Source organism: Terrabacter sp. LjRoot27, assembly GCF_964254175.1.
In the GTDB taxonomy this organism is placed as follows: domain Bacteria; phylum Actinomycetota; class Actinomycetes; order Actinomycetales; family Dermatophilaceae; genus Terrabacter.
Genome location: NZ_CAXUSS020000001.1, coordinates 4325288 through 4348071, shown reverse-complemented (window position 1 = coordinate 4348071; position 22784 = coordinate 4325288). Strand labels below are relative to the sequence as shown.

The window sequence follows — 22784 nt, the reverse complement described above, 5'->3', positions numbered from 1 at the left end:
GACCTGCGTCGAGCGGGCGACGTGTCAGTCGCCGGTGACTGTCGTGAGGCAGAAGGGGTGACCGGCGGGGTCGACGAGGACCCGCCATGCCGAGGGAGCCGGCTGGTGAGTGGCCTCGGCCGCGCCGAGCGCGACGGCGCGCGCCACGCCGTCATCGAGGTCGGTGACGAGGATGTCGAGGTGCACCTGCTGCTGCTGTCCGGGCCCCGGCCAGGTCGGCCGGACGTGGTCGGCGGCGCGCGTCATCGTGACGGCGAGCCCGCCGTCCGACAGTGACACGACCCCGCCGTCCGGGCTCTCGTAGGCGCGCGAGAGACCGAGCAGCCCCGCGTAGAAGTCGGCGAGGGCCGACGGGTCCGGGCAGTCGAGCGAGACGGAGGCGAGTCGGCCGACGGGTGGCGGTGTGGGAGAAGTCATGCGGTCACCCTGTCACCCGGCTCGGACGGTCCTGACCCACCGAATGGTGGCGGGTGGGCCTAGCGTGGCCGGATGACGCTCCCGGCGGACAGTCACGTGCACACCGAGTGGTCGTGGGATGCGGCGCACGGGTCGATGGACCGCACGTGCGCACGGGCGCTCGAGCTGGGGCTGCCGGCCGTGGCGTTCACCGAGCACGTCGACCACACCGTCTGGTCGCTCGACCGCTCGCACGTGGACGAGGATGCGCACCTGCTGACCTTCACGTCGTCCGACGGCCTGGTGACCCCCGGCCCGTTCGACGCGGCCGGCTATCTCGAGGCCGTCGCGCAGTGCCGGGAGCGCTACCCCGGCCTGCGCATCCTCAGTGGGCTCGAGCTCGGCGAGCCGCACCTGCACTCCGAGGCCGTCGGCCGTGTCCTCGCGGCCGGCACCTTCGACCGGATCCTCGGCTCCCTGCACTGCCTTCCCGACGGCGAGGGCTGGACCGAGCCCGGTGAGCTCTTCGGCCGCAGGCCGGCCGCGGACATCGTCCGCACCTACCTGGGCGATGTCGCAGCCATGGTCGCGGTCGATGACACCTTCGAGGTCCTCGCCCACGTCGACTACCCCGTCCGCTCGTGGGACGAGACCGCGGACGGCCCCTTCGACCCGGCGGAGTTCGAGGCCGAGTTCCTCCACGCCCTGGAGGCTGTGGCGCGAGCCGGCAAGGCCCTCGAGATCAACACCGTCCTGCCGCTGCACCCGACGGTCGTGCGTTGGTGGCACGACGTCGGCGGTGGTGCGGTGAGCTTCGGCAGCGACGCGCACGATCCCGCATCGCTGGCGCGTCGGTTCCGCGACGCCCGGCACCTCGCCGAGGCCTGCGGCTTCCGGCCGGGCCGCGACCCGCACGACCTCTGGGCGCGCACCGACTGACGGCGCCCGGCCGGCAGGGGCTCAGCGGGGGATGGGGGTGGTGGGCACGTCGTGCAGGACGCGCTCGATGTCGCGGTCGGCCTCGGCGTCGGCGCCGAAGGGGGCGCGTGGCAGCGAGAACGTCCGGCGGTGGTGCGGCCCGAGGGCTGCGACGATGGCGACGATCATGGCGATGAAGAAGATGATGTCCATGGCAGAAAGTCTGCGCTCATCATGATCCCGCCACGAGTGGCAGAACAGTCGATGTTCGACAAGATCCTGCCAGTGGTGTCATGCTGGCCGGATGCTGCGCACCATCGCCGTCATCGCCCAGGAGCCCGTGGCCATGTTCGAGCTCGGCGTCCTCTGTGAGGTCTTCGGCATCGACCGCACCGACGACGGCGTCCCGGCCTTCGACTTCCGCGTCTGCTCGGCACGCCCCGGCGAGGTGCTGCGCACGACGAGCGGCCTGAGCATCGTCGCGCCCTTCCCCCTCGAGGCCGCCCGTGGCGCCGACCTCGTCGCCATCCCGGGTGGAGCGGTGGACGGTCCCTACGACCCGGAGGTCCTCGACATCCTGCGCGACACCGCGGGCAACGGCGGCCGCGTGCTGTCCGTCTGCTCCGGTGCCTTCCAGCTCGCCGCGGCCGGCCTGCTCGACGGCCGCGAGTGCACGACCCACTGGCGGTATGCCGCCCGGCTGGCCGACGAGCACCCGCGGGCCTGCGTGGACCTCGACGTCCTCTACGTCGAGGACGGCCCGGTCCTGACGAGCGCGGGCACGGCGGCCGGCATCGACGCGTGCCTCCACATCGTGCGCACCGAGCTCGGCTCGGAGGTCGCGACCCGCATCGCCCGCCGCATGGTCGTCCCGCCCCACCGCTCCGGTGGGCAGCGCCAGTTCGTCGAGACGCCCGTCCCGTCCGAACCGTGCGAGGGCCTCCAGGACGTCATGGAGTGGGTTGCCGAGCGGCTCGACGAGGAGCACTCGATCCCGTCGCTCGCCAAGCGGGCCGCCATGTCGGAGCGCACCTTCGCCCGCCGCTTCACCGCCGAGGTCGGCACGACCCCGCACAAGTGGCTGACGAGCCAGCGGGTGCTCCGCGCCCGCCACCTGCTCGAGTCGACGGACCTCGACATCGAGCGGATCGCCCGCGAGAGCGGCTTCGCCACGGCCGCGGTCCTGCGTCACCACTTCCAGCGCGAGATCGGCATCCCGCCCGTCGCCTACCGCCGCGCCTTCACGAAGCAGCCCGCCTCGGCCTGACCCTCGCGAGCGCCGTCTGGCGGACTATCGGCTCGGCGCTAGACGACCGAAGACGGCGCCAGAGGCCGAGGAGCCGCCGGGATCTCAGCGCGACAGGCGTGGTTACCGCCAGTAGGTTACTGGCCAGTGGACGCCACCGACGTCGTCCCGCCGCCTGAGGAGAACGCCGCCATGCCTCGTTCGACCCAACGCCTGTCCCGCACCCGTCGCGTCATCGGCGTCGTCGTGCTCGCCATCGCCGCCGCGGTCATGTCGCCGGTGACGACCGCCCGGGCGGCGGGGTTCTACGACCCGCCCGCGACGGTCACCGCCGCGCCCGGGACCGTGCTCAGGGCCGAGCCGATGACGTTCTACCTCGACCCCCTCAGGGCCGTCCCCTCGACGGCGCGCGCCACCCGCGTCATGTACGCCACCCGCGACCGCAGCGGCGCCCCGCTCGCCGTCACGGGCACGGTCCTCGTGCCGCCGGTCCCGTGGTTCGGCCCCGGACAGCGCCCCGTCATCGGCTACGCCGCCGGCACCCAGGGCATGGGCGACCAGTGCGCGCCGAGCCGCCAGCTCGCGGCCGGCTCGGAGTACGAAGGGGCCTTCATCTCGGGCCTGCTGACCCGCGGCTACGCCGTCGCCATGACCGACTACGAGGGCCTGGGCACGCCCGGCACCCACACGTACATGGTCCGCGAGGCCCAGGCGCACGCCGTCCTCGACATGGTCCGCGCCGCCCAGCGCCTCCCCGGCACGGGCCTGCCGGGCGCCGGCCCGGTGATGCTCGCCGGCTACAGCCAGGGCGGAGGTGCGAGTGCCGCAGCCGTCGAGCTCGCACCCACCTACGCCCCCGAGCTGAAGCTCACCGGCGCGGTCGCCGGTGCCGTCCCTGCCGAGCTCGGCGCCGTCGCGGACCACCTCGACGGCAGCCTCTACTCCGCCTTCGCCCTCTACGCCGTCGCCGGCCAGTCCGCCGCCTACGGCCTCGACCTCGACGCCTTCCTCAACGCCCGTGGCACGTCGGTCATCGCCGCCGTCAAGGGCGAGTGCGTCGGCGAGTCGATCGCCCTGCACGCGTTCACCCGCTCGAGCGACCTGACCAAGGACGGCCGCACCCTCACCGAGCTCGCCGCCGCCGAGCCCTTCCGCTCGATCATCGCCGAGCAGCGCATCGGCCGCCTCCGGCCCGCCGTCCCGGTGCTCGTCACGCACTCCGTCCTCGACGACGTCATCCCGTATGCCGTCGGGCGCGGTCTCGCCCACGACTGGTGCGCCCGCGGCGCGAACGTCGCCTTCTCGCCCAACATCACCCCGACCCACGTCGGTGGGGCGGTGCCGTCGTTCGCGAAGCAGTACGCCTTCCTCGAGGCTCGCGTCGCCGGTCTCCCGCAGGTCTCCGACTGCTGGTGGCTCTGAGTCGCGTTCGGGGAGCCGGGCTCAGCGGTTGCGGCGGGCGATCGCGGTCGAGAGCGCGGTCGCGAATCCGCACCACACGGCATACGGCGACAGGGCGATCCCGGCCCCCTTGCTCACCGTGCCGGCGCGGCGGGCGAGGTCGGCCGAGCTCGCCGTGAGCAGGGCGGCCTCCGCGGCCGCCACCCACGGCTTGCGCACGCGCCAGAAGAGGACGCTCCACGCCGTGTTGAGGGCGAGGTTGGTCCCGAAGGCCTTGAGGTAGGCGTTGCGCCCCTCGGTGTCACCGGCCTTGTCGTACGCGTTGAGCGCCGTCGCCGACGTCGCCGCGATGTCCGCGTAGAGCGCGGTCCACACCACGGGGAAGGCGAGCGTCGGGGGCTGCCAGTCCGGCAGGTCGAGGGAGCGGTACCAGCGTGAGTCGGGCTGCGTGGCAAGCGAACCCGCGACCGCGCTCGCGACCGTCGCGGCGCTCGTCAGGGCGAGGTTGCGCATCGCCGTGTCGGGCTTGGTCGTGCGCATCGCCGACCGCACCGCCGTGTCGAAGTCGATGAAGCCGCCGGGCACGTCGACGTGGTCGCGGATGTCGTTCTCCTTGGCGACGACCTCGTGGACGAGGCTGCCGACGAGCGGCTTGGCCAGGCCCGCCGAGATCGGGGTGACGAGACCGACCCAGTGGCTCGCGAGACGCGGGGTCAGCACCGGCACGGTCACGACGACCGGTCGACGGCGTCCCGTCGCGTCGGAGAAGCGGGCGATCATCTCGCGGTAGGTCAGCACCTCGGGACCGCCGATGTCGAAGGTGCGGTTGACCTCGGGCGGCAGGCTGCCGGCGCCGACGAGCAGGGTCACGACGTCGTCGATGGCGATCGGCTGGATCTTGTTGTCGAGCCACTTCGGCGCGACCATCGCCGGCAGGCGGGTCGTGAGGTAGCGCAGCATGTCAAAGGACGCCGACCCGTCACCGAGCACGACGGCGGCCTGGAGCACCGCGGTCGGCACGCCCGAGTCGAGCAGGATGCGCCCGACCTCGACGCGTGAGGCGAGGTGCGGCGAGAGCACCTCGTCGTCCGGGTGGAGGCCGCCGAGGTAGACGATGCGCGAGACCCCGGCCTCCTTCGCCGCCTCCGAGAAGTGAGTCGCCGCCTCGCGGTCGCGCTCCTGGAAGTCGGGCTGGTCGTCCATCGAGTGCACGAGGTACCACGCCGCGTCGACGTCCTCGAGCGCGCGGCGCATGTCGTCGGCGGAGGCGACGTCACCCTCGGCGACCTCGACCCGGTCGACCCACGGCTTGTCGTCCATCGAGGCCCGGCGGCGGGTCAGCACCCGCACCGTCCAGCCCTCGTCGAGCAGCCGCGGCACGACCTGCCCGCCGACGTAGCCGGAGGCGCCGGTCACGAGCGCGCGTCGCGGGGTGCCGTCGGGGGTGGAGGCGTTCGGGGTGGGAGTCATGGGGTCACCTGGTGAGCTCGAGGGCGGGTGGGAGGAGCAGGAGCATCCCGGTCGACCACACGACGTGCGTGATGATCGGCCCGAGGAAGCCACCGGTGACGCGGCGCTGCAGGGCGGTCACGAGACCGATGACGGCAGCGGCCAGGACGAGCAGCGGGATGCCGCTGCCGACGGTGGTCAGGGCGTAGAGCACCGTCGTCAGGGTCACCTGGTGGCGGGGCAGGGCGGCGTAGAGGGCGCCGCGGAAGTAGAGCTCCTCGACGACGCCGTTGACGAAGGTGATGGCGAGCACGGCCGTGAACGCCCCGAAGCGAGCGTGGTCGAGCAGCTGGTCGACCGGCTCGCGCAGCACGGGGATCCGCGCGACGACGAGCGCACCGACGAGGAAGAGGACGAGGAGCAGCACCCCGAGCACGAGGGACTGGACGATGGGCCGGGCCTTCTCACCGCGACGCGTGTGCCCCATCCCCGCGTGGAGGGGACCGGACAGCAGGGCGCCGACGAGCCACACCGCCGCGAGGGCGAGGGTGGCGACGTAGAAGAGCGGGTCGCCCGGCGTGATCCGCAGCGCCCACGCCAGCACCGCCGTGCCCACGACGAAGGTGAGCGCGACGACGACCTGACGGCGCCGGAAGACGTCGTCGGGGTCGCGGTGGTCGCGCTCCACCTTCTCGATGAGCGCGGCGTTGACGAACGCGCGCAGCTCGGTCACGGGGCCCCGCATCTCTCGTCTCCTCGGCTCGTCGGACGGCTAGCGTCGGGCGCGCTCGTAGCGGGCCAGGGTCTCCTTGCGCTCGTCGTCGTGGTCGACGACCCGCTGGGGATACTCATGGTCGTACCCGTTGTCATGCTTCCACGGCTCGTGCGCCGCGCCACCCGTCAGGTGGGCGAGCTCCGGCACCCAGCGCCGGACGTACTCCCCGTCGGGGTCGAACTTCCTGCCCTGCGTCACCGGGTTGAAGACGCGGAAGTAGGGAGACGCGTCGGTCCCCGTGCCGGCGACCCACTGCCAGCCGTGGTTGTTGGAGGCGATGTCCCCGTCGACGAGGTGGTCGAGGAAGTGCTGCGCCCCGACCGGCCACCAGACGTGGAGGTCCTTGGTGAGGAAGCTCGCCGTGATCATCCGGACCCGGTTGTGCATCCAGCCCTCGGCGAGGAGCTGGCGCATGCCGGCGTCGACGATCGGGTAGCCGGTGCACCCCTCGCGCCACGCGTCGACGAGCCGGTCGGTCTCGTCGCCCGAGTCGTAGGGCAGCTTCGCGAGCTCGGGCCGCAGGTCGTGCCAGGCCGAGTCGGGGTGGTGCCACAGCACGTCGGCGTAGAACTCGCGCCAGATCAGCTCGGTGACGTAGGTGCTCGCGGCCTGCGACCGCCCCGCTGAGTGCGCCGCGATGTCGGCGAGCATCGTGCGCGGGTGGATCTCGCCGTACTTGAGGGGCGCGGACAGCCGGGAGGTGGTGTCGAGGTCGGGCCGGTCTCGCTCCCGGTCGTATGCCGTCAGCCCGTCGTGGAGGAAGCGCTCCCACCGCTTGAGCGCGGCGGCCTCGCCGGCCTCGAGCTCGGACAGGCCGGGGACCTCCGGCAGCGGGTCGCTGCGGAGGTCGTCGCGCAGCCACGGGATGCGCTTCGGCCGGGCCGCAGGGGCGGGGCGGCCGTGCTGGTGCCACGCCTTGGAGAACGGCGTGAAGACCTTGTAGGGCGAGCCCGACTGGTTGACGATGCGACCCGGTCCGACGGCATACGGCGTGCCGGTCGCGACGAGCTCGCGCCCGTCGTCGGCGAGGGCCTTCTCGACGGCGTCGTCGCGGCGGCGGCCGTAGGGCGTCGTCTCGCGCGAGACGTGCACCTGCTGCGCGCCGACCTGCGCGGCGAGCTCGGGGATGACGTCGACGGGGTCACCGCGTCGGACGACGAGCGCCCCACGGGTGTCCTTCGACAACGAGGCGAGGGAGGCGAGCAGCCGCCGGGTCCGGGGCGTGTCGGTCTCGAGCAGGCGCGGGTCGAGGACGAAGACGGGCAGCACGTGGCTCGCGGCGTCGACCGCCGCGAGCAGTGCCGGGTGGTCGTTCAGCCGCAGGTCGCGGCGGAACCACAGGATCGACGTCGTCGACGGGGCCATCACGAGGCCGCGGCCGCGGCGCCCTCCCGCTCGAAGCGCACCTGGGCCACGTCGAGGTAGCCGGTCGCGAAACCCGCCTCGCAGTAGGCGAGGTAGAACTCCCACTTGCGCCGGAAGGTCTCGTCGAAGCCCAGCGCGTGCACCTCGGGCCAGCGGGCCTGGAAGGTCTCGCGCCAGCGCCGCAGGGTCTCGGCGTAGTCGGTGCCGAACGCCTCGACGGCCGACATGCGCAGCGTCGTCGCGGCGTCGGTCGTCTCGCTCATCGCCTGCAGGCTCGGGATGAGGCCCCCGGGGAAGATGTGCTTCTGGATCCAGCCGTAGGAGTGCTTCGTGGCCATGAGCCGCTCGTGCGACATGAGGATGGCCTGGACGGCTGCGATGCCGCCCGGGGCGAGGCGCTCGTCGATGGTGCGGAAGTAGGTCTCCCAGTACTCCTCGCCGACGGCCTCGATCATCTCGACGCTGACGACGGCGTCGTAGACACCCTCGACCTCGCGGTAGTCCTGGATCCGGATGTCGACCGTGTCGGTGAACCCGGCGTCGGCCACGCGCTGACGGGCGAGCGCCGCCTGCTCCTTGGAGAGCGTCACGCTCGTCACGGTGGCGCCACGGCGGGCGGCCTCGAGCGCGAGCGTGCCCCAGCCGGTGCCGATCTCGAGGACGCGGGTGTCCTGGCCGACCTTGGCCATGTCGAGGATGGCGTGCACCTTGCGCAGCTGCGCCTCCTCGAAGGACTGCGTGCGCAGCGGCTGGTCCTCGTCGAAGATCGCCGAGCTGTAGCTCATCGTCTCGTCGAGGAAGGTCGCGAAGAGGTCGTTGGACAGGTCGTAGTGCGCCTCGATGTTGCGTCGCGAGCCGAGCAGCGAGTTGTTCTGGATGCTCGGGATGCGACGGTCGACGAAGCCGCGCAGGCGCAGCCAGCCCTCGGGGACGGCCGTGGTCATGCGCTCGGCGAACGGCATGAGCAGCTCGGCGAGGTCGGTGCCCTCGGCCGCCTTCCAGTCACCGGCCATGTAGGCCTCGCCGATGCCGATCTTCGGGTGGTGGGCGAGCCGCTCGAAGACCGCGGTCGGTCGCACGATCTCCAGCCCGGGACGGTCGGTGCGGCGCGTGCCACCGCCGAGGAGCGAGCCGTCCGGCATGACGACGTCGACCGGCACCCGCTTGGCGACCTGGGCGAGGATGCTCCGGGCCAGACGGGCGCGCACGCACAGCACGCGCAGGGTGGGTCGGCGCAGGCACAGCGGCTGGGCCATGTTCTGGAGCGCGGCGGGGGACTGGGCGGTCATCGGACGGCCTCCTCGGGGTGTCGGGGGCGGGGCATGACGGGCAGACGGCGCAACCACAGGCGTATGCCGTGTACCCGGATGAGGGTCGTGACCCTCTGCGTGACGAGGCCGTGACGGCGCACGAGGCGGAGCAGCGCACGGGTCGTGGCCGGCTCCGGTGTGCCGCGCGTGACGGCGGTCATGATGCGCTCGCCGTCACGGTCGAGCGCCACCGTGACGCTGACGGCGCCGGGCTCGAGGACGAGGCGGACGGCATACTCCCCGCTCGTGTCGTTGAAGGGGGAGACGTAGAAGGCCTTGTCGACGGTCGCCGTGCCGTCGTCGTGGACGTCGAGGAGGTACGCGTGGCGCTCGCCGTACGTGTTGTGCACCTCGAAGACGACGGCGAGGAGCGAGCCGTCGGGGCGCAGGCACCAGAAGACCGACAGGGGGTCGAACGTGTGGCCGAGCACCCGCGCGTTGGCGAGCATGAGGACACGGTCGTCGGCGGCGAGCGTCACGCCGCGCGCTGCGAGGAAACGCTCGACGTCACCGCGGATGCCGCCGCCGAGCCGGCCGCCGTCGAGGTGGTCGCGGACGTCGAAGCGCGCGAGGAGCCTTGTGGGCCAAGGGAGCCGGGGCAGGTCGTCGATGTCGACGAGCCACTGGTAGTGGCCGTGGGTGAAGCTGTGGTGCAGCGGGGTCCGGCGCGAGTGGGCCACGGTGCCGTCGACGAGCGCCGGCACCTCCGGAGGCGTCAGGACGGCCGTCACCAGCGCACCCCGAAGGACTCTGCGGCTTCCACGCCGGAGCGGCACCCGTCCTCGTGGAAGCCCCAGCCGAGGTGCGCCCCCGCGAAGGCCAGGCGCTCGCCGCCGCCCTCGCGCAGGCGCGAGGCGGCCTCGACGGCCTCACGCGTGAAGATCGGGTGGTCGTAGGACATCCGCGCCGTCACGAGCGACTCGTCGATGCTGCCGGCCGGGTTGAGCGTCACGACGTGGTCGTCGGCGTCGGTGATGCCGTGGAGGCGGTTCATCCAGTAGCTGACGGTGACGTCGGGGGCCGGGGCGTCGCACGCGTGCATGCGGTAGTTCCAGGAGGCCTTGGCCTGGCGCGGCTTCGGCAGGACCGAGGAGTCGCGGTGCAGCCAGGTCTCGTTGCGCGAGTAGCGGATCTCCGAGAGGTCGCGCTTCTCGTCGGGCGTCGCGTCGGCGAGCAGGTCGAGGGCCTGGTCGGCGTGCGTGGCGACGACGGCGCGGTCGAAGGTCGCGGTCTGGCCGTCGCGCACGAGCACGTCGACACCGTCGTCGTGCCTCGTCACGGCGGTCACCGGGCTCTCCTTGCGCACGTCGGGCAGACGCTCGACGAGCCGGTCGACGTAGGTCGCCGACCCGCCGGTGACGGTGCGCCACGTGGGCGACCCCGTCACCGTCAGCATGCCGTGGTGGTCGAGGAACCGGAAGAGGTGCCGCGCCGGGTAGGACGACGCATCGAGGTCGCCGCACGACCAGACGCAGGCCACGAGCGGGATGGCGAAGTGGCGCCGGAAGTACGTCGAGAAGCCGTGTGCCGTGAGGAACTCGCCCCACGTCGGGTCCTGGGACTCGTCGGCGAGCAGCGCCTGCGCGGCCTTGTGGAAGCGCGGGACGTCGCTGAGCATCTTGACGAAGCGCGGGTCGGCGAGGCGGCGCTTCTGGGCGAACATCCCCTTGGGGCCGCGCCCTCCGGCATACGACAGGCCACAGCCCTCGCACGTGATGCTCATGCTCATCTCGGTCGGCTGGGTCGGCACGTCGAGGTCGCGGAAGAGGCGGAGCAGGTGCGGGTAGGTCTTCTCGTTGTGGACGATGAAACCGCTGTCGATGCGCAGGCTGCCGTCGCGTCCCGGCACGTCGTGGGTGTGCGCGTGGCCCCCGAAGCGCGCGTCGCTCTCGTAGAGCGTGACGTCGTGGGTGGCGCTGAGCACGTGCGCGGCGGTGAGACCGGACACTCCGGCGCCGATGACGGCTGCCGTGGGTCGGGTCGTGTGGTTCGGTCGAGTCACCGAGGCCTCCTGGCTGATGTGGTCCCGTGTGGTTCGGCGCGGAGCCCCGACCGGATGGTTCGAGAGGGTTCGAAGTGATGGTGGCCGCGTCGTGCGTTGTCCATCCTTCGTCCACACCGTAGAGTGGCTGTTCAAGGTCTGTCAAAGGTTGGAGAACGCATGGAGATCGAGCGCAGCGTCACGGTGGCACACCCGGTCGACCGCGTCTTCGCCTACCTCAGCGACTTCACGAACACGACGGAGTGGGACCCGGGGACCGTCCGCACCGAGCGCGTGTCGGGCGACGGCGGCCTCGGCACCCGCTACCACAACGTGTCGAAGTTCCTCGGCCGCGAGACCGAGCTCGACTACATGGTCATCGAGCACGTCCCCGGCGAGCGGTTCGCGCTGCGAGGTGAGAACGCGACGGTCGTCGCCAAGGACACGATGACCTTCGTGCGCACCGTGACGGGCTCGGGAGCCACCACCGGTGAGGGCACGACGGTCACCTACCGCGCCGACTTCGAGTTCAAGGGCATCGCCAAGCTCGCCGCCCCGCTGCTCGCACCGGCCTTCAAGAAGCTCGGCGACGAGGCCGAGCGGGGCATGCGAGACGCCTTGAGCAGGTTGGGGTAGCCGGTGTACACCATCAAACGTGCCGCGGAGCTGACCGGGATCAGCGTCGCCACCCTGCGCGCCTGGGAGCGGCGCTACGGCGTCGTCAGCCCGCAGCGCTCCGACGGTGGCTACCGCCTCTACGGCCCCGAGGACGTGCGCGCCCTCGCGATCATGAACTCCCTCGTCAACGAGGGCTGGTCGGCGCGCGAGGCCGCCGCCGAGACCACCCGACGGCTCTCGAGCCGCGACCCGGCCGGCCGTGAGGCTCCCTTCGGTCGCGCCGACCGCGAGAGCCGCAGCTCCCGCGTCGCGCCGCTGCGCCCCGGCGGCCGCTACCAGTCCGAGGACGCCGAGGCCTTCGTCCGGGCGGCCGAGCGGCTCGACTCCGCGTCGGCGACGGCCGTCCTCGACGCCCGCTTCGCCCTCGGCACCTTCGAGCACGTCGTCGACGACTGGCTCATGCCGACCCTCCAGCTCGTCGGCGAGGAGTGGGCGCACGGCCGCCTCACCGTCGCCGGTGAGCACCTCGTGTCGTATGCCGTCCAGCGCCGTCTCGCAGCCGCCTACGAGGCCGCGTCGGGTCGGGTCGACGGCCCGACCCTGCTCATCGGCCTGCCGCCCGGCGCCCGCCACGAGCTGGGCCTGCTCGCCTTCGCCGTGGCCGCGCGGCGCGCCGGCTTCGCGACGGTCTACGTCGGCGCCGACCTGCCCGTCGAGGACTGGCTGCGGGCCATCGAGGCCCGCGGTGCCACGGGCATGGTCATGGCCGTGCCGCGCGACATCGACATCACGGCCGCGCAGGAGATCGTCGACACCGTGGCCCGCGTCCACCCGGAGGTCGTCATCGGGCTCGGTGGCAGCCAGCAGAACGAGATCAACGGCTCCTGCGTGCACCTCGGCCACTCGATCACCGTCGCCGTGGGCGAGATGACGCGCCGACTGCGCATCCCCGCCTGACCGTGCGCATCCTCGTCCTCGGGGGCACGGGGGAGGCGCGCGACCTCGCGGGCCGCCTCGTCGAGCGCGGTGACACCGTCGTGTCGAGCCTCGCGGGTCGGGTCAGCGCGCCGGCCCTGCCGGTCGGCGAGGTGCGCACCGGTGGGTTCGGCGGTGTCGCCGGCCTAGCCGACCACCTCGTGTCGCACGGCTACGACCTCGTCGTCGACGCGACCCACCCCTTCGCCGCGCAGATCACCGGCAACGCGGTCGCCGCCTGCGCCACGGTCGGGGTGCCGCTCGTCCGGCTCCAGCGGCCGGGGTGGTCGCGCCACCCGCTCGCGGGGGAGCTCACCTGGGTCGACGACGTCGAGGCCGCGCGGGTCGCGGCCGAGGCGCTCGGGGTCAGGCCCTTCCTCACGACCGGACGCCAGCAGCTCGAGTCCTTCGCGGCCTGGGACGACCGCTACGTCCTCGCCCGCGTCGTCGACCCACCCGACTGGGACGTGCCCTCGTCCTGGGAGGTGCTGCGGGCCCGCGGGCCATACTCCTACGCCGCAGAGCGCGACCTCCTCGAGAGCCGCGCCGTCGACGTGCTCCTCACCAAGGACTCCGGTGGCGCCCTGACCGAGGCCAAGCTCACCGCCGCCCACGACCTCGGGGTGCCCGTCGTCGTCGTGCGCCGTCCGCCGGTCCCCGACGGCGTCACCGTCGTCGAGACGGTGGGGGAGGTCTTGAGCGCGACGGGCGCGGTGGGCGCGAAGCCCACGATCGCCGCGAAACCGGCCTGACGGCATACGCCCTCGCGTACGTTCGTGACGTGACGGCGGACCTGGAGCACCGGGCGCGCTGGGAGCGGCTGCTCCCGGGTGTCGCGGTGCTGCGCCGCTACGACCGGGTGTGGCTGCGCGGCGACGTTCTCGGCGGGATCACGGTCGCCGCCTACCTCGTGCCGCAGGTGCTCGCCTACGCCGAGGTGGCCGGGCTGCCCGCCGTGAGCGGGCTGTGGGCCGTGGGGCCGGGGCTGCTCGTCTACGCGGTGCTCGGGTCGTCGCGGCAGCTGTCCGTCGGGCCGGAGTCGACGACCGCGCTCATGACCGCGGCCGGGGTCGGTGCGCTCGTGACGGCCGGCGGCGGCATGGCGATGCGGCAGGAGATGGCTGCGCTCATGGCGATCGCCGTCGGCCTCATCTGCATCGTCGGCTTCGCGACGCGGCTCGGCTTCCTCTCCGACCTGCTCTCCAAGCCCGTGCTCGTCGGCTACATGGCCGGCATCGCCGCGCTCATGATCGTCAGCCAGATCGGGAAGGTGACCGGGCTCGAGGTGGAGGGGGACTCCTTCCTCCAGGAGGTGAGGTATGCCGTCACGCACCTCGGGGACGTCCACGTGCCCACCCTGCTGCTCTCGGTCGGCGTGCTCCTGGTGCTCCTCGCGTTCCAGCGCTTCGCGCCGCGCTGGCCGGGGCCGCTCATCGCGATGCTCGGGTCGGCCGTGGTCGTCGCCGTGCTCGACCTCGCCGACCGCTACGGGATCACGCTCGTCGGTCCCGTGCCCCAGGGGCTGCCGGCGTTCCGGGTGCCCAGCGTCTCGGACGTGGACGTGTGGGCCCTGCTCCCGGCGGCCCTCGGCGTCGCGGTCGTCGCCTACTCCGACAACGTGCTGACCGGGCGGGCCTTCGCGGGGCGCCACCGCGAGACCATCGACAGCGACCAGGAGTTCCTCGCGCTCGGCGGTGCCAACGTCGCGACCGGGCTGCTGCAGGGCTTCCCGATCAGCTCGAGCGGGAGCCGCACCGTCATCGCCGACTCGATGGGCGCCCGCACCCAGCTGCACTCGCTCGTCTCGCTCCTCCTCGTCGTCGCGACCCTGCTGTGGCTCGGGCCGGTCATCGCCGCCTTCCCGACCGCGGCCCTCGGCGCCGTCGTGGTCTACGCGGCGATCCGCCTCGTCGACATCGCGGAGATGCGGCGCATCGGCGCGTTCCGGCGCAGCGAGCTCGTGCTGGCCCTAGCGACGACGGTCGCCGTCCTCCTCTTCGGGGTGCTGCCCGGCATCGGAGTCGCGATCGCACTGTCGGTGCTCGACCTGCTGCGCCGCATCGTCCACCCGCACGACGGCGTGCTCGGCTACGTCCCCGACGTCGCGGGCATGCACGACATCGACGACCACCCGAACGCCGTCCAGGTGCCCGGGCTCGTCGTCTACCGCTACGACTCGCCGCTCTTCTTCGCCAACTCCGACGACTTCGCCAGCCGTGCGCTCCAGGTCGTCGACGAGGCGACGCGGCACGGCCGGGTCGAGTGGTTCCTGCTCAACGCCGAGGCCAACACCGAGATCGACCTCACGGCCGTCGACGCCCTCGAGACCCTGCGCTCGACGCTCGCGGACCGGGAGATCCGCTTCGCCATGGCGCGGGTCAAGGAGGACATGCGGCTCTCGCTCGAGGCGGGCGGCTTCGTCGAGAAGGTCGGGGCCGACCTCATCTTCCCGACCCTGCCGACCGCCGTCGCCGCGTATGCCGCGTGGTACGAGCGCGAGCACGGCTCGGGGCCGCCCGGGCTGCGCATCCCACCCGTGCCGGCCCAGCCGGAGCCGGACGCCTAGCCTTGCCGGCATGGAGACCGTCGTCATGATCCACGTCGCCAAGGGGCGCCGGCTGCCGACGCGCTCGGTGCAGAGCGTCGAGGCGGAGGCGGGCGCCGGGCTCGTCGGTGACCGCTACCACGGCAGCAGGCACCGCCACGTGACGATCCAGTCGCTGCCCGACCTCGAGGCCGCCGCCGCCGACCTCGGGCGTCCCGTCGACCCGGGGCTGACGCGACGCAACCTGACGATCTCCGGCGGCACGATCCCGACGAGACCGGGCGACCGCATCACGATCGGCGACGTCGAGCTCGAGGTCGTGCGCATCGCGGCACCGTGCCGCCTCCTCGACGACAACCTCGGCCCGGGAGCAGCGCGGGCCCTGCACGCCCGGGCGGGAACGGTCTTCCGGCTGCTGACGTCGGGGACGATCAGCGTCGGCGACGAGGTCGACCTCGGCCCCTGAGGGCGGTCCCGGTGTGCGCCAGGCCGCAACAACCCGCCACGTTGCGGGTTGTCGCGGCCGGCAGGCGTCAGACCCCGCGACGGCGCACCAGATGGCGCGTTGTCGTGGCGGCCGCTGTCGCGATGGCGACGGCGACGACGAGGGAGCCGACGCTCACGCGTTGCGCGAGGCGGGCGGCCGGGGCGATGTCGTGGGCCCTCGCCGCCGGGCCGGTGCCCAGGGTGCCGCGGTCCTCGACCTCGCCGTCGTAGACGTTCGAGCCGCCGAGCCGGACCCCGAGCACGCCGGCGAAGGCCGCCTCGACGACGCCACCGTTCGGGCTCGGGTGGGCCGGGGCGTCGCGACGGACGGCGACCCAGCCCCGGGTGGCTCGCTGCCTCGACCCGGCGCTCGCGAGAGCCAATGCGGCGGCGACGCGAGCAGGCACCCAGTTCGCGACGTCGTCGAGCCTCGCCGCCGCCCAGCCGAACTCGGTGTAGCGGTCGGTGCGGTGGCCGACCATCGCGTCGAGCGTGTTGACGGCGCGGTAGCCGAGCAGGCCTGGGACGCCGAGGAGGCCGCCCCACAGGAGCGGCGCGACGACGGCGTCGGACGTGTTCTCGGCGAGCGACTCGATGCACGCGCGGGCGATCCCGTCGGCGTCGAGCCGCGTCGTGTCCCGGCCGACGAGGTTGCGCACCTGCACGCGGGCGTCCTCGAGGTCATCGCGAGCCAGCTGGCCGTCGATGGCCGACGCCTCCCGGGTCAGTGACCGACCGCCGAGCACGGCCCACGTCGCCGCGGCGGTCACGAGGGTGCGGGCGACGCTGCCGCGCCGGGTCGACCGCTCCGCCAGGACGCCGAGGCCGGCCGTGGCGCCCACGAGCATCGCCACGTGGGCGACCCCGTGGGCGCGCCGGACGGCATACGTCCTCCGCTCGAGCGCCGTGGCGGCCGAGCCGAACCCGGCCACGGGGTGCCAGCGGCGGGGGTCGCCGAGCGCCTGGTCGAGCGCCCAGCCGAGGACCAGACCGAGGGCGCGGCTCATCGCAGGACGTCGAGCGCGGCGACGTCGCCGATGACGACGACGGCCGGCGCCCCCAGCCCCTGACGTCTGGCCGTGGCGTCGATCTGCGAGAGCGGGGCCCGGGCCGTGCGCATGCTCGGCAGTCCGGCGTCCGCGACGACCGCAGCCGGCGTCGACGGGGACAGGCCCTCCGCGACGAGGGTCTCGGCGACCGCTCCGAGCGTCGCGACGCCCATGAGCACGACGATCGTCGTGCGGCTCCGCGCGATGGCCCCCCAGTCGAGCGTGCTGCGCGGGTCGCCCGGGGGCACGTGTGCGCTGACGACGGTGAAGCCCTGCACGAGGCTGCGGTGCGTGACGGGGATGCCGGCGAGGGCGGGTGCGGCGATGCTCGACGAGATGCCCGGGATGACGACGACAGGGATGCCCCGGGCCGTGCAGGCCTCGGCCTCCTCACCACCGCGGCCGAAGACGAAGTTGTCGCCGCCCTTGAAGCGCAAGACGTTCCGGCCCGCAAGGGCGTGCTCGACGAGCAGGTCGTTGATGCGCTCCTGGGGTGTGAAGTCGCCGCGCGGGATCTTGCCGACGTCGACGACGTGCACGTCGTCCCGTGCGTGGCGCAGTGCGCTGAGCGGCGCGAGCCGGTCGTGGACGATGACGTCGGCCCGTCGGATCGCCTCGATCCCGGCGACCGTCAGCAGGCCGGGGTCGCCGAGGCCACCCCCGAGGAGCGTCACCGTCCCGACCACCGGGAGGCCCTCTGCGACGACGGGGTCCGGCTCCGGGGCCGGGGACGTCGTCGGGTCGCCGCGGAGCACGACGTCGAAGGCCGTCGGGTCGGCCCGGGGGTCGAGCGTGACGAGACCGCGCTCGGCGAGGTCGCGCAGCGACGTGGGCAGGTCGTCGAGCGCGGCCGCGACGGTCACGCGGGCGCCGTCGCGCAGCAGCGCGTGGACCGTCGCGACCGAGTGCGCGGCGACGCGCGCGACGAGGACCGAGAGGCCGGAGAAGCTCAGCTCAGGCGACATGGCGCAGTCTCCTCAGGTCGTCGAGCGCCGCCGCGACGGTGCGGGAGGTCTCTGGGTCGCGGACGGCGAGCCTGATCCACGTCGGCCCGAGGCCGGGGAACGTCTCGCCCCGCCGCACGGCGAGACCGAGCCGGGCGAGGTCCTCACGGACCGACGAGTCGCCCAGCGGGCTCGTGTCGACGAGGACGAAGGGGGCGGACGAGGGGGCCGCGGTGCTGAGACCGACGGCGGCGAGCTCGCGCACGAGGGTCGCGCGGTCGGCGGCGAACGCCACGGCCGCGGCCTCCGCCTCGGCGACGGCGCGCTCCGACAGGCACGCGACCGTGGCGGCGACCGCCGGGCTCGAGACGGACCACGGCGGCTGCACGCCGCGCAGGGCTGCGACGAGGTCGGGATCTCCCACGACGTAGCCGGCGCGCAAGCCGGCCAGCCCCCACGTCTTCGTCAGCGACCGGATGACGAGCAGACCCTCGAGGTCCCGGCCGACGAGCGACTCGGGCTCACCCGGCACGGCATCCATGAACGCCTCGTCGACGACGAGGACACGCCCGCTTCGGCGCAGCGCCCGCAGGTCGCCGGCCGGGTGCAGGACGCCGGTCGGGTTCGTCGGGTTGCCGACGACGACGAGGTCGGCCTCGGCGTGCTCGCCCGACGGCGAGAAGGCGGCCGGGTCGAGACGGAAGCCGTCCTCGTGCCGCAGCACGCACCGCTCGACCGGGCGGCCGGCAGCGGCGAGGGCGGCCTCGGGCTCGGTGAACTGAGGGTGCACGACGACCGGGCGGGTGCCGGCGACGGCCCGGGCGACGAGCGTGAACGCCTCGGCCCCGCCTGCGGTCGGGAGCACGCACGCCGGGTCGACGCGGTGTCGCGCCGCGATGGCCCGGACCGCCGGGGCGGGGTCGGGGTAGCGGCCGAGGTCGCGCAGCGAGTCCGCGATGACGTCGGCGAGCCACGGCGGCGGTGCGGGCAGCCGGACGTTGACGGCGAGGTCGACCAGGCCGGGGGCTGCGTCACGGTCGCCGTGGTGGTGCAGGTCGACGAGCCCGCTCACGACGCCCTCCTGCGCGCGGCGGCCGTGACGGCATACGCGTGGACAGCATCGGCGAAGCGCCCGGCGAGCCGGGGGTGTCCCGCCCAGTGGGTGTGGAGGTAGGAGGCGTGGAGGGTCGGGCGGCCGGTCCCGGCGGGATCGAGGGCGAAGCCGTCGGGGGTGCCGTCGAGCAGCCAGGCCGCGGTGCGGGACCCGTGGTCGCCGGCGACGGTGGTCCGGTGGAACTCGTGCCCCGTGACGCGGGTGCCGGCCACCCCGAGCACCGAGTCGCCGGGAGCGATCGCGGTGCGGTAGCCGAGCGTCAGGCGCGGCCCCATCGACCCGACCGCCGGGATGGCGCCGACCATCTCGTGGCCGTCGACGGACTCGGAGAGGTAGAGCATCCCGGCGCACTCGGCCACGGTCGGCAGTCCCGCACGCACGGCGTCCAGGATGTCCTGCCGCAGAAAGGAGTTCGCCGACAGGTCCTCGGCATGGACCTCGGGGAAGCCGCCGCCGAGGTAGAGCCCGGCCGTGCCCGCGGGCAGCGACCGCGCGTGGAGCGGGTCGAAGACGACCGGCTCGAGACCCGCGGCCTGGAGCAGCTCGTCGGTCTCCGCGTAGCGGAAGGTGAAGGCGCGCCCGCCCGCGACGGCCACGACAGGACGCCGTCCACCGGGGGTCGGACGCGCAGCCTCACCGAGGGCGGTGGTGGGGTCCCATCCGGGCACCTCGAGGTCGGGAGCGGACCGGGCGATCGACAGCACCGCGTCGAGGTCGACGTGCTCGGCCACGCGTTCGGCGAGCAGCCGCACCGAGCGGGCCGCCTCCTCGCGCTCGGCGGCGGGCACGAGCCCGAGGTGTCGTGAGGGCGCCTCGATGCCGGCGTCGCGCGGCAGCACGCCGAGGACCGGGACCCCGGTGGCCTCGAGCGCCGACCAGACCTCGCGCATGTGCCGACCCGACGCGGCCTTGTTGAGCACGACCCCGGCCACGTGGACGCCGGGCTCGAAGGTCGCGAGGCCGTGGACGATCGCCGCAGCGGTGCGCGTCATGTGGCTGACGTCGAGGGCGAGCACCACCGGCGTACGCGTCAGGGTCGCGACGTGCGCCGTCGACGCGTAGCCGTCGCCGCCGATGCGGCCGTCGAAGAGCCCCATGACGCCCTCGATGACGGCGACGTCGGTCGGTCCGCTCGCGGCCGCGCCGTGCACGAGCAGCGGCGCCACCTGGTCCTGTCCGCAGAGGAAGGGGTCGAGGTTGCGCCCCGGTCGACCCGTGGCGAGCGCGTGGTAGCCGGGGTCGATGAAGTCCGGCCCCACCTTGAACCCCGAGACGCCGAGGCCCCGGGCGCGCAGGGCGGCCATGAGCCCGGTCGCGACGGTCGTCTTGCCGTGGCCCGAGCCGGGGGCGGCGACGACGAGGCGCGGGAGGGCGGTGGCACCGGGCCCGTCGGGCTGGGCCGGGAGCCGCCCGAGGGCGGTGCCGACCGCCGAGCTGACGGCCGCGTCGACCGCACTGCTGAAGGCGCTCACCACTCGATCCCTCGCTGTCCTTTCTGGCCCGCGTCGAACGGGTGCTTGACCTTCGTCATCTCGGTCACGAGGTCGGCGAGGTCGAGGACGGCCTGGGGGCAGCGACGCCCGGTGATGACGACGTGCTGGTGGCCCGGACGGTCGCGCAGGGTCGCGACGACGTCGTCGACGTCGATCCACCCCCACGCCATCGGGTAGGTGAACTCGTCGAGGACGTAGACGGCGTGCGTCTCGGCGGCGAGCCGACGCTTGATCTCGGCCCACCCCTCGCGGGCCGCCTCGGCGTGGTCGTCCTCGGTGCCCTCCTTGCGCGTCCAGGACCAGCCGGCGCCCATCTTGTGCCACTCCATCGGACCGCCCCTGCCGGTCTCGCGGTGCAGCTCGGCGAGGGTCTCGACGGCGGTCTGCTCGCCGATGCGCCACTTCGCGCTCTTGACGAACTGGAACACCCCGACCGACCAGCCCTGGTTCCAGCCGCGGAGGGCGAGGCCGAAGGCGGCGGTCGACTTCCCCTTGCCGTCGCCGGTGTTGACGATGAGCAGGGGGCGGTTGCGGCGCTGGCGCGTCGTCAGGCCGTCCTCGGGGACGGTCGTCGGCTGCCCGCGCATCAGGCGGCCCGCTCGCGGGAGGCGTGGGCGGCGCCGACGATGGCCGATGCGGCGAGCTCGCCGACGGGCAGGTGCTCGGCGCCGAGGTGCTCGGCGAGCCGGGCCGCCAAGCCCATCCGGAAGCGCCCCGACTCGCAGTCGAGGACGACGCTCTCCACGCCCTCGTGTCGCAGCTGCGTGGCGACCCGCGCGGCCCGGCCCAGCGCGTCCGGACCGGTCGTCGCCCGGCCGTCCGTGACGACGACGAGGAGGGCGCGCCGGTTCGGGTCGCGCAGGCGCTCGACGCGCAACGTGTCGTATGCCGTCCCGAGGCCTTCCGCGAGCGGCGTCCGTCCGCCGTGCGGCAGGTCGCGCAGCCGGCGGGCCGCGATGTCGACGGAGCCGGTCGGCGGGAGGGTGAGCTCGGCGCCGGACCCGCGGAAGGTCACGAGGCCGACCTTGTCTCGCCGCTGGTAGGCGTCGAGGAGCAGCGACAGGACGGCCGACTTCACGGCCTCCATGCGCTTGCGGGCGGCCATCGACCCGGAGGCGTCGACGCACAGGAGCACGAGGTTGGACTCGCGCCCCTGCAGGACCGAGCGGCGCAGGTCACCGGGGAGCACGCGCAGGCGTCCCGACCGGTCGCCCGTGGTGCCACGAGCAGCGGCCGCGCGGATCGTCGCGGGCAGGTGGACCGGCCCGGTGTGGCTGTTCGTCGAGCCGACGCGGCGCCCGGTGCTCGTCAGGGCGACCGACCGTCGGCCGGGGTCACCCTGACCGATCCCCTTGGCGCGCAACAGCTTTGCGCGGTAGGGCTCGTCGGCAGCGCTCACCGCCGAAGCCGCGGGAGCCCCGCTCTCGCTGGGTCCCGGCTCGACCTCGGCGCGCTGGGGCTGGGGCTCTCGTGGCGACTCCTGCCCGTCGGTCCGTGCCGGCTCCGGCGACGTGCTCGGACGCGCCTCGCCGTCGTCGCGGGCGGGTTCGTCACCACCGGGCTCCGGTTCGCCGCCGTCACCCGGGTCCGGGTCGGGCTCGGGCTCGGGATCCGGCTCGTCGTCGCCGAGGAGCTCGTCGAGGAGGTCCTCGTCGAGGCCGGGGGAGTCGAAGGGGTTGCGGCGCCGGCGGTGCGGCAGGGCCAGACGTGCGGCCGCTCGCACGTCGGCGACCGTGACCACGGTGCGGCCTGACCAGGCCGCGTGGGCGACGGCGGCGCGCGCCGTGACGATGTCGGCGCGCAGGCCGTCGACCTCGAACGCAGCGCACACGGTCGCGATCTTCGTCAGCACCTGGTCGGTCAGGACGACCGCGCCGACCCGCGACCGCGCGTCGGCGATCCGCTCACGCAGCGCCTCCTGGTCGTCCTCGAACCGGGCCGCGAACGCACCCGGTGCGGCGTCGAAGGCCAGCCGGCGGCGTACGACCTCGGCGCGCAGCGCAGGCTCCCGCGGCGCCGCGACCTCGACGGTCAGCCCGAAGCGGTCGAGCAGCTGTGGGCGCAGCTCGCCCTCCTCGGGGTTCATCGTGCCGACGAGCACGATCCGGGCGGCGTGCGAGACCGAGACGCCGTCGCGCTCGACGGTGTTGCGCCCCATGGCCGCCGCGTCGAGCAGCAGGTCGACGAGGTGGTCGTGGAGGAGGTTGACCTCGTCGACGTAGAGGATGCCGCGGTTCGCGGCCGCGAGCAGACCCGGCTGGTATGCCGTCTCGCCGCGTCCCAGCGCCCGCTCGAGGTCGAGCGATCCGACGACGCGGTCCTCGGTGGCGCCGATCGGCAGCTCGACGAGGCGGGCCGCGCGGGTGCCGGCCTCGGCGTCCGGGTCGTGCGGTCCGTCGGGGCACCCGGCTCCGTCGCCCGGTGCGCAGCCGAAGCGGCAGCCGGCGACGACCTGCTGGCGGGGGAGCACGGCCGCGAGGCCGCGCACCATCGTCGACTTGGCCGTGCCCTTCTCGCCGCGCACGAGCACGCCGCCCACCTCGGGCGAGACGGCCGTGAGGACGAGGGCGAGGGCCAGGTCGTCGGAGCCGACGACGGCCGAGAAGGGGAAGGTGCCGGGTGGGGACCCGTGCTGGTCGGGGTTGTCCGAGACGTCGTTCGGGACGTCGTTCGAGCCGTCGCGCATGTGACTGCGTGCCTCCTGCGGGTGCCGCGCCCG

The 22784-nt window shown here is 73.7% G+C and carries 22 protein-coding genes; 8 read left to right on the top strand and 14 right to left on the bottom strand.

Translation table 11 applies throughout. From position 1 onward, the window contains the following. Window positions 1-24 precede the first annotated feature (24 nt). Window positions 25-417, bottom strand: coding sequence for a VOC family protein (locus tag ACSQ2D_RS20050; RefSeq protein ID WP_435987672.1), 393 nt, complete (start codon window positions 415-417; stop codon window positions 25-27). 72 nt (window positions 418-489) lie between these two features. Between ACSQ2D_RS20050 and ACSQ2D_RS20045 the strand changes: the two genes are divergently transcribed. Next, on the top strand, window positions 490-1335 hold the full coding sequence (locus tag ACSQ2D_RS20045; protein WP_435987671.1) for a PHP domain-containing protein: 846 nt from the start codon (window positions 490-492) through the stop codon (window positions 1333-1335). 21 nt (window positions 1336-1356) lie between these two features. Here ACSQ2D_RS20045 and ACSQ2D_RS20040 read toward each other — a convergent pair whose 3' ends face one another. Then, window positions 1357-1527, bottom strand: a complete 171-nt coding sequence (locus ACSQ2D_RS20040) for a hypothetical protein (RefSeq protein WP_435987670.1) — start codon at window positions 1525-1527, stop codon at window positions 1357-1359. 91 nt (window positions 1528-1618) lie between these two features. On the opposite strand from ACSQ2D_RS20040, the gene ACSQ2D_RS20035 reads away from it, so the two are divergent. Beyond that, complete coding sequence (locus tag ACSQ2D_RS20035) at window positions 1619-2581, top strand: GlxA family transcriptional regulator (protein WP_435987669.1); 963 nt, start codon at window positions 1619-1621, stop codon at window positions 2579-2581. 171 nt (window positions 2582-2752) lie between these two features. Continuing rightward, window positions 2753-3982, top strand: coding sequence for a lipase family protein (locus ACSQ2D_RS20030; RefSeq protein ID WP_435987668.1), 1230 nt, complete (start codon window positions 2753-2755; stop codon window positions 3980-3982). 21 nt (window positions 3983-4003) lie between these two features. On the opposite strand, the gene ACSQ2D_RS20025 is transcribed toward ACSQ2D_RS20030, so the two are convergent. The 6 genes from ACSQ2D_RS20025 to ACSQ2D_RS20000 are packed head-to-tail and all read right to left on the bottom strand — an operon-like array spanning window position 4004 to window position 10862. Next, entirely contained in the window at window positions 4004-5431 is a 1428-nt protein-coding gene (locus ACSQ2D_RS20025) for a tryptophan-rich sensory protein (protein WP_435987667.1), read from the bottom strand. Window positions 5432-5435: 4 nt separating this feature from the next. Continuing rightward, entirely contained in the window at window positions 5436-6155 is a 720-nt protein-coding gene (locus tag ACSQ2D_RS20020; protein ID WP_435987666.1) for a CPBP family intramembrane glutamic endopeptidase, read from the bottom strand. A 27-nt stretch (window positions 6156-6182) separates the two neighbouring features. Next, window positions 6183-7550 carry a cryptochrome/photolyase family protein gene (locus ACSQ2D_RS20015; RefSeq protein WP_435987665.1) on the bottom strand — a complete coding sequence of 456 codons (1368 nt, stop codon included), beginning with the start codon at window positions 7548-7550 and terminating at the stop codon, window positions 6183-6185. Next, window positions 7550-8839 carry a class I SAM-dependent methyltransferase gene (locus ACSQ2D_RS20010; RefSeq protein WP_435987664.1) on the bottom strand — a complete coding sequence of 430 codons (1290 nt, stop codon included), beginning with the start codon at window positions 8837-8839 and terminating at the stop codon, window positions 7550-7552. The genes ACSQ2D_RS20015 and ACSQ2D_RS20010 overlap by 1 nt, the downstream gene beginning before the upstream one ends. Continuing rightward, the gene (locus ACSQ2D_RS20005; protein WP_435987663.1) at window positions 8836-9591 is read right to left on the bottom strand and encodes a DUF1365 domain-containing protein; all 756 of its coding nucleotides are present in this window, start codon (window positions 9589-9591) and stop codon (window positions 8836-8838) included. The genes ACSQ2D_RS20010 and ACSQ2D_RS20005 overlap by 4 nt, the downstream gene beginning before the upstream one ends. Then, window positions 9588-10862, bottom strand: coding sequence for an NAD(P)/FAD-dependent oxidoreductase (locus ACSQ2D_RS20000; protein ID WP_435987662.1), 1275 nt, complete (start codon window positions 10860-10862; stop codon window positions 9588-9590). The genes ACSQ2D_RS20005 and ACSQ2D_RS20000 overlap by 4 nt, the downstream gene beginning before the upstream one ends. A 159-nt stretch (window positions 10863-11021) precedes the next feature. Between ACSQ2D_RS20000 and ACSQ2D_RS19995 the strand changes: the two genes are divergently transcribed. The 5 genes from ACSQ2D_RS19995 to ACSQ2D_RS19975 are packed head-to-tail and all read left to right on the top strand — an operon-like array spanning window position 11022 to window position 15445. Continuing rightward, a complete protein-coding gene (locus ACSQ2D_RS19995) occupies window positions 11022-11477 on the top strand; it encodes an SRPBCC family protein (protein ID WP_435987661.1) in 456 nt (151 codons plus the stop codon). 3 nt (window positions 11478-11480) lie between these two features. Beyond that, on the top strand, window positions 11481-12416 hold the full coding sequence (locus ACSQ2D_RS19990) for a MerR family transcriptional regulator (RefSeq protein WP_435987660.1): 936 nt from the start codon (window positions 11481-11483) through the stop codon (window positions 12414-12416). A gap of 2 nt (window positions 12417-12418) precedes the next feature. Beyond that, window positions 12419-13186: a cobalt-precorrin-6A reductase gene (locus tag ACSQ2D_RS19985; protein ID WP_435987659.1), complete on the top strand. Its 768-nt coding sequence runs from the start codon at window positions 12419-12421 to the stop codon at window positions 13184-13186. 29 nt (window positions 13187-13215) lie between these two features. Further along, entirely contained in the window at window positions 13216-15000 is a 1785-nt protein-coding gene (locus tag ACSQ2D_RS19980) for a SulP family inorganic anion transporter (RefSeq protein ID WP_435987658.1), read from the top strand. Window positions 15001-15010: 10 nt separating this feature from the next. Then, window positions 15011-15445: an MOSC domain-containing protein gene (locus tag ACSQ2D_RS19975; protein WP_435987657.1), complete on the top strand. Its 435-nt coding sequence runs from the start codon at window positions 15011-15013 to the stop codon at window positions 15443-15445. A gap of 67 nt (window positions 15446-15512) precedes the next feature. Here the strand turns inward: ACSQ2D_RS19975 and ACSQ2D_RS19970 are convergent, their stop codons facing one another. From ACSQ2D_RS19970 to ACSQ2D_RS19945, 6 genes are read right to left on the bottom strand one after another with little or no spacing between them, the layout of a single operon-like run. After that, window positions 15513-16472 carry a cobalamin biosynthesis protein gene (locus ACSQ2D_RS19970; protein ID WP_435987656.1) on the bottom strand — a complete coding sequence of 320 codons (960 nt, stop codon included), beginning with the start codon at window positions 16470-16472 and terminating at the stop codon, window positions 15513-15515. Then, the gene (gene cobA / locus ACSQ2D_RS19965; RefSeq protein WP_435987655.1) at window positions 16469-17479 is read right to left on the bottom strand and encodes a uroporphyrinogen-III C-methyltransferase; all 1011 of its coding nucleotides are present in this window, start codon (window positions 17477-17479) and stop codon (window positions 16469-16471) included. Before cobA ends, ACSQ2D_RS19970 begins: the two co-directional genes overlap by 4 nt. Further along, on the bottom strand, window positions 17469-18530 hold the full coding sequence (cobC, locus tag ACSQ2D_RS19960; RefSeq protein ID WP_435987654.1) for an Rv2231c family pyridoxal phosphate-dependent protein CobC: 1062 nt from the start codon (window positions 18528-18530) through the stop codon (window positions 17469-17471). The genes cobA and cobC overlap by 11 nt, the downstream gene beginning before the upstream one ends. Beyond that, window positions 18527-20044, bottom strand: coding sequence for a cobyrinate a,c-diamide synthase (locus ACSQ2D_RS19955; RefSeq protein WP_435987653.1), 1518 nt, complete (start codon window positions 20042-20044; stop codon window positions 18527-18529). Before ACSQ2D_RS19955 ends, cobC begins: the two co-directional genes overlap by 4 nt. Next, window positions 20041-20652: a cob(I)yrinic acid a,c-diamide adenosyltransferase gene (gene cobO, locus ACSQ2D_RS19950; RefSeq protein WP_435987652.1), complete on the bottom strand. Its 612-nt coding sequence runs from the start codon at window positions 20650-20652 to the stop codon at window positions 20041-20043. The genes ACSQ2D_RS19955 and cobO overlap by 4 nt, the downstream gene beginning before the upstream one ends. Then, window positions 20652-22751, bottom strand: a complete 2100-nt coding sequence (locus tag ACSQ2D_RS19945; RefSeq protein WP_435987651.1) for a magnesium chelatase subunit D family protein — start codon at window positions 22749-22751, stop codon at window positions 20652-20654. Before ACSQ2D_RS19945 ends, cobO begins: the two co-directional genes overlap by 1 nt. Between the last annotated feature and the right edge of the window lie 33 nt (window positions 22752-22784).

Excerpts from the sequence above, each read along its gene's own strand:
- ACSQ2D_RS20050 (WP_435987672.1), bottom strand. The coding sequence starts at position 417 with ATGACTTCTCCCACACCGCCACCCGTCGGCCGACTCGCCTCCGTCTCG.
- ACSQ2D_RS20045 (WP_435987671.1), top strand. The coding sequence starts at position 490 with ATGACGCTCCCGGCGGACAGTCACGTGCACACCGAGTGGTCGTGGGAT.
- ACSQ2D_RS20040 (WP_435987670.1), bottom strand. The coding sequence starts at position 1,527 with ATGGACATCATCTTCTTCATCGCCATGATCGTCGCCATCGTCGCAGCC.
- ACSQ2D_RS20035 (WP_435987669.1), top strand. The coding sequence starts at position 1,619 with ATGCTGCGCACCATCGCCGTCATCGCCCAGGAGCCCGTGGCCATGTTC.
- ACSQ2D_RS20030 (WP_435987668.1), top strand. The coding sequence starts at position 2,753 with ATGCCTCGTTCGACCCAACGCCTGTCCCGCACCCGTCGCGTCATCGGC.
- ACSQ2D_RS20025 (WP_435987667.1), bottom strand. The coding sequence starts at position 5,431 with ATGACTCCCACCCCGAACGCCTCCACCCCCGACGGCACCCCGCGACGC.
- ACSQ2D_RS20020 (WP_435987666.1), bottom strand. The coding sequence starts at position 6,155 with ATGCGGGGCCCCGTGACCGAGCTGCGCGCGTTCGTCAACGCCGCGCTC.
- ACSQ2D_RS20015 (WP_435987665.1), bottom strand. The coding sequence starts at position 7,550 with ATGGCCCCGTCGACGACGTCGATCCTGTGGTTCCGCCGCGACCTGCGG.
- ACSQ2D_RS20010 (WP_435987664.1), bottom strand. The coding sequence starts at position 8,839 with ATGACCGCCCAGTCCCCCGCCGCGCTCCAGAACATGGCCCAGCCGCTG.
- ACSQ2D_RS19995 (WP_435987661.1), top strand. The coding sequence starts at position 11,022 with ATGGAGATCGAGCGCAGCGTCACGGTGGCACACCCGGTCGACCGCGTC.
- ACSQ2D_RS19975 (WP_435987657.1), top strand. The coding sequence starts at position 15,011 with ATGGAGACCGTCGTCATGATCCACGTCGCCAAGGGGCGCCGGCTGCCG.
- ACSQ2D_RS19970 (WP_435987656.1), bottom strand. The coding sequence starts at position 16,472 with ATGAGCCGCGCCCTCGGTCTGGTCCTCGGCTGGGCGCTCGACCAGGCG.
- cobA (WP_435987655.1), bottom strand. The coding sequence starts at position 17,479 with ATGTCGCCTGAGCTGAGCTTCTCCGGCCTCTCGGTCCTCGTCGCGCGC.
- cobO (WP_435987652.1), bottom strand. The coding sequence starts at position 20,652 with ATGCGCGGGCAGCCGACGACCGTCCCCGAGGACGGCCTGACGACGCGC.
- ACSQ2D_RS19945 (WP_435987651.1), bottom strand. The coding sequence starts at position 22,751 with ATGCGCGACGGCTCGAACGACGTCCCGAACGACGTCTCGGACAACCCC.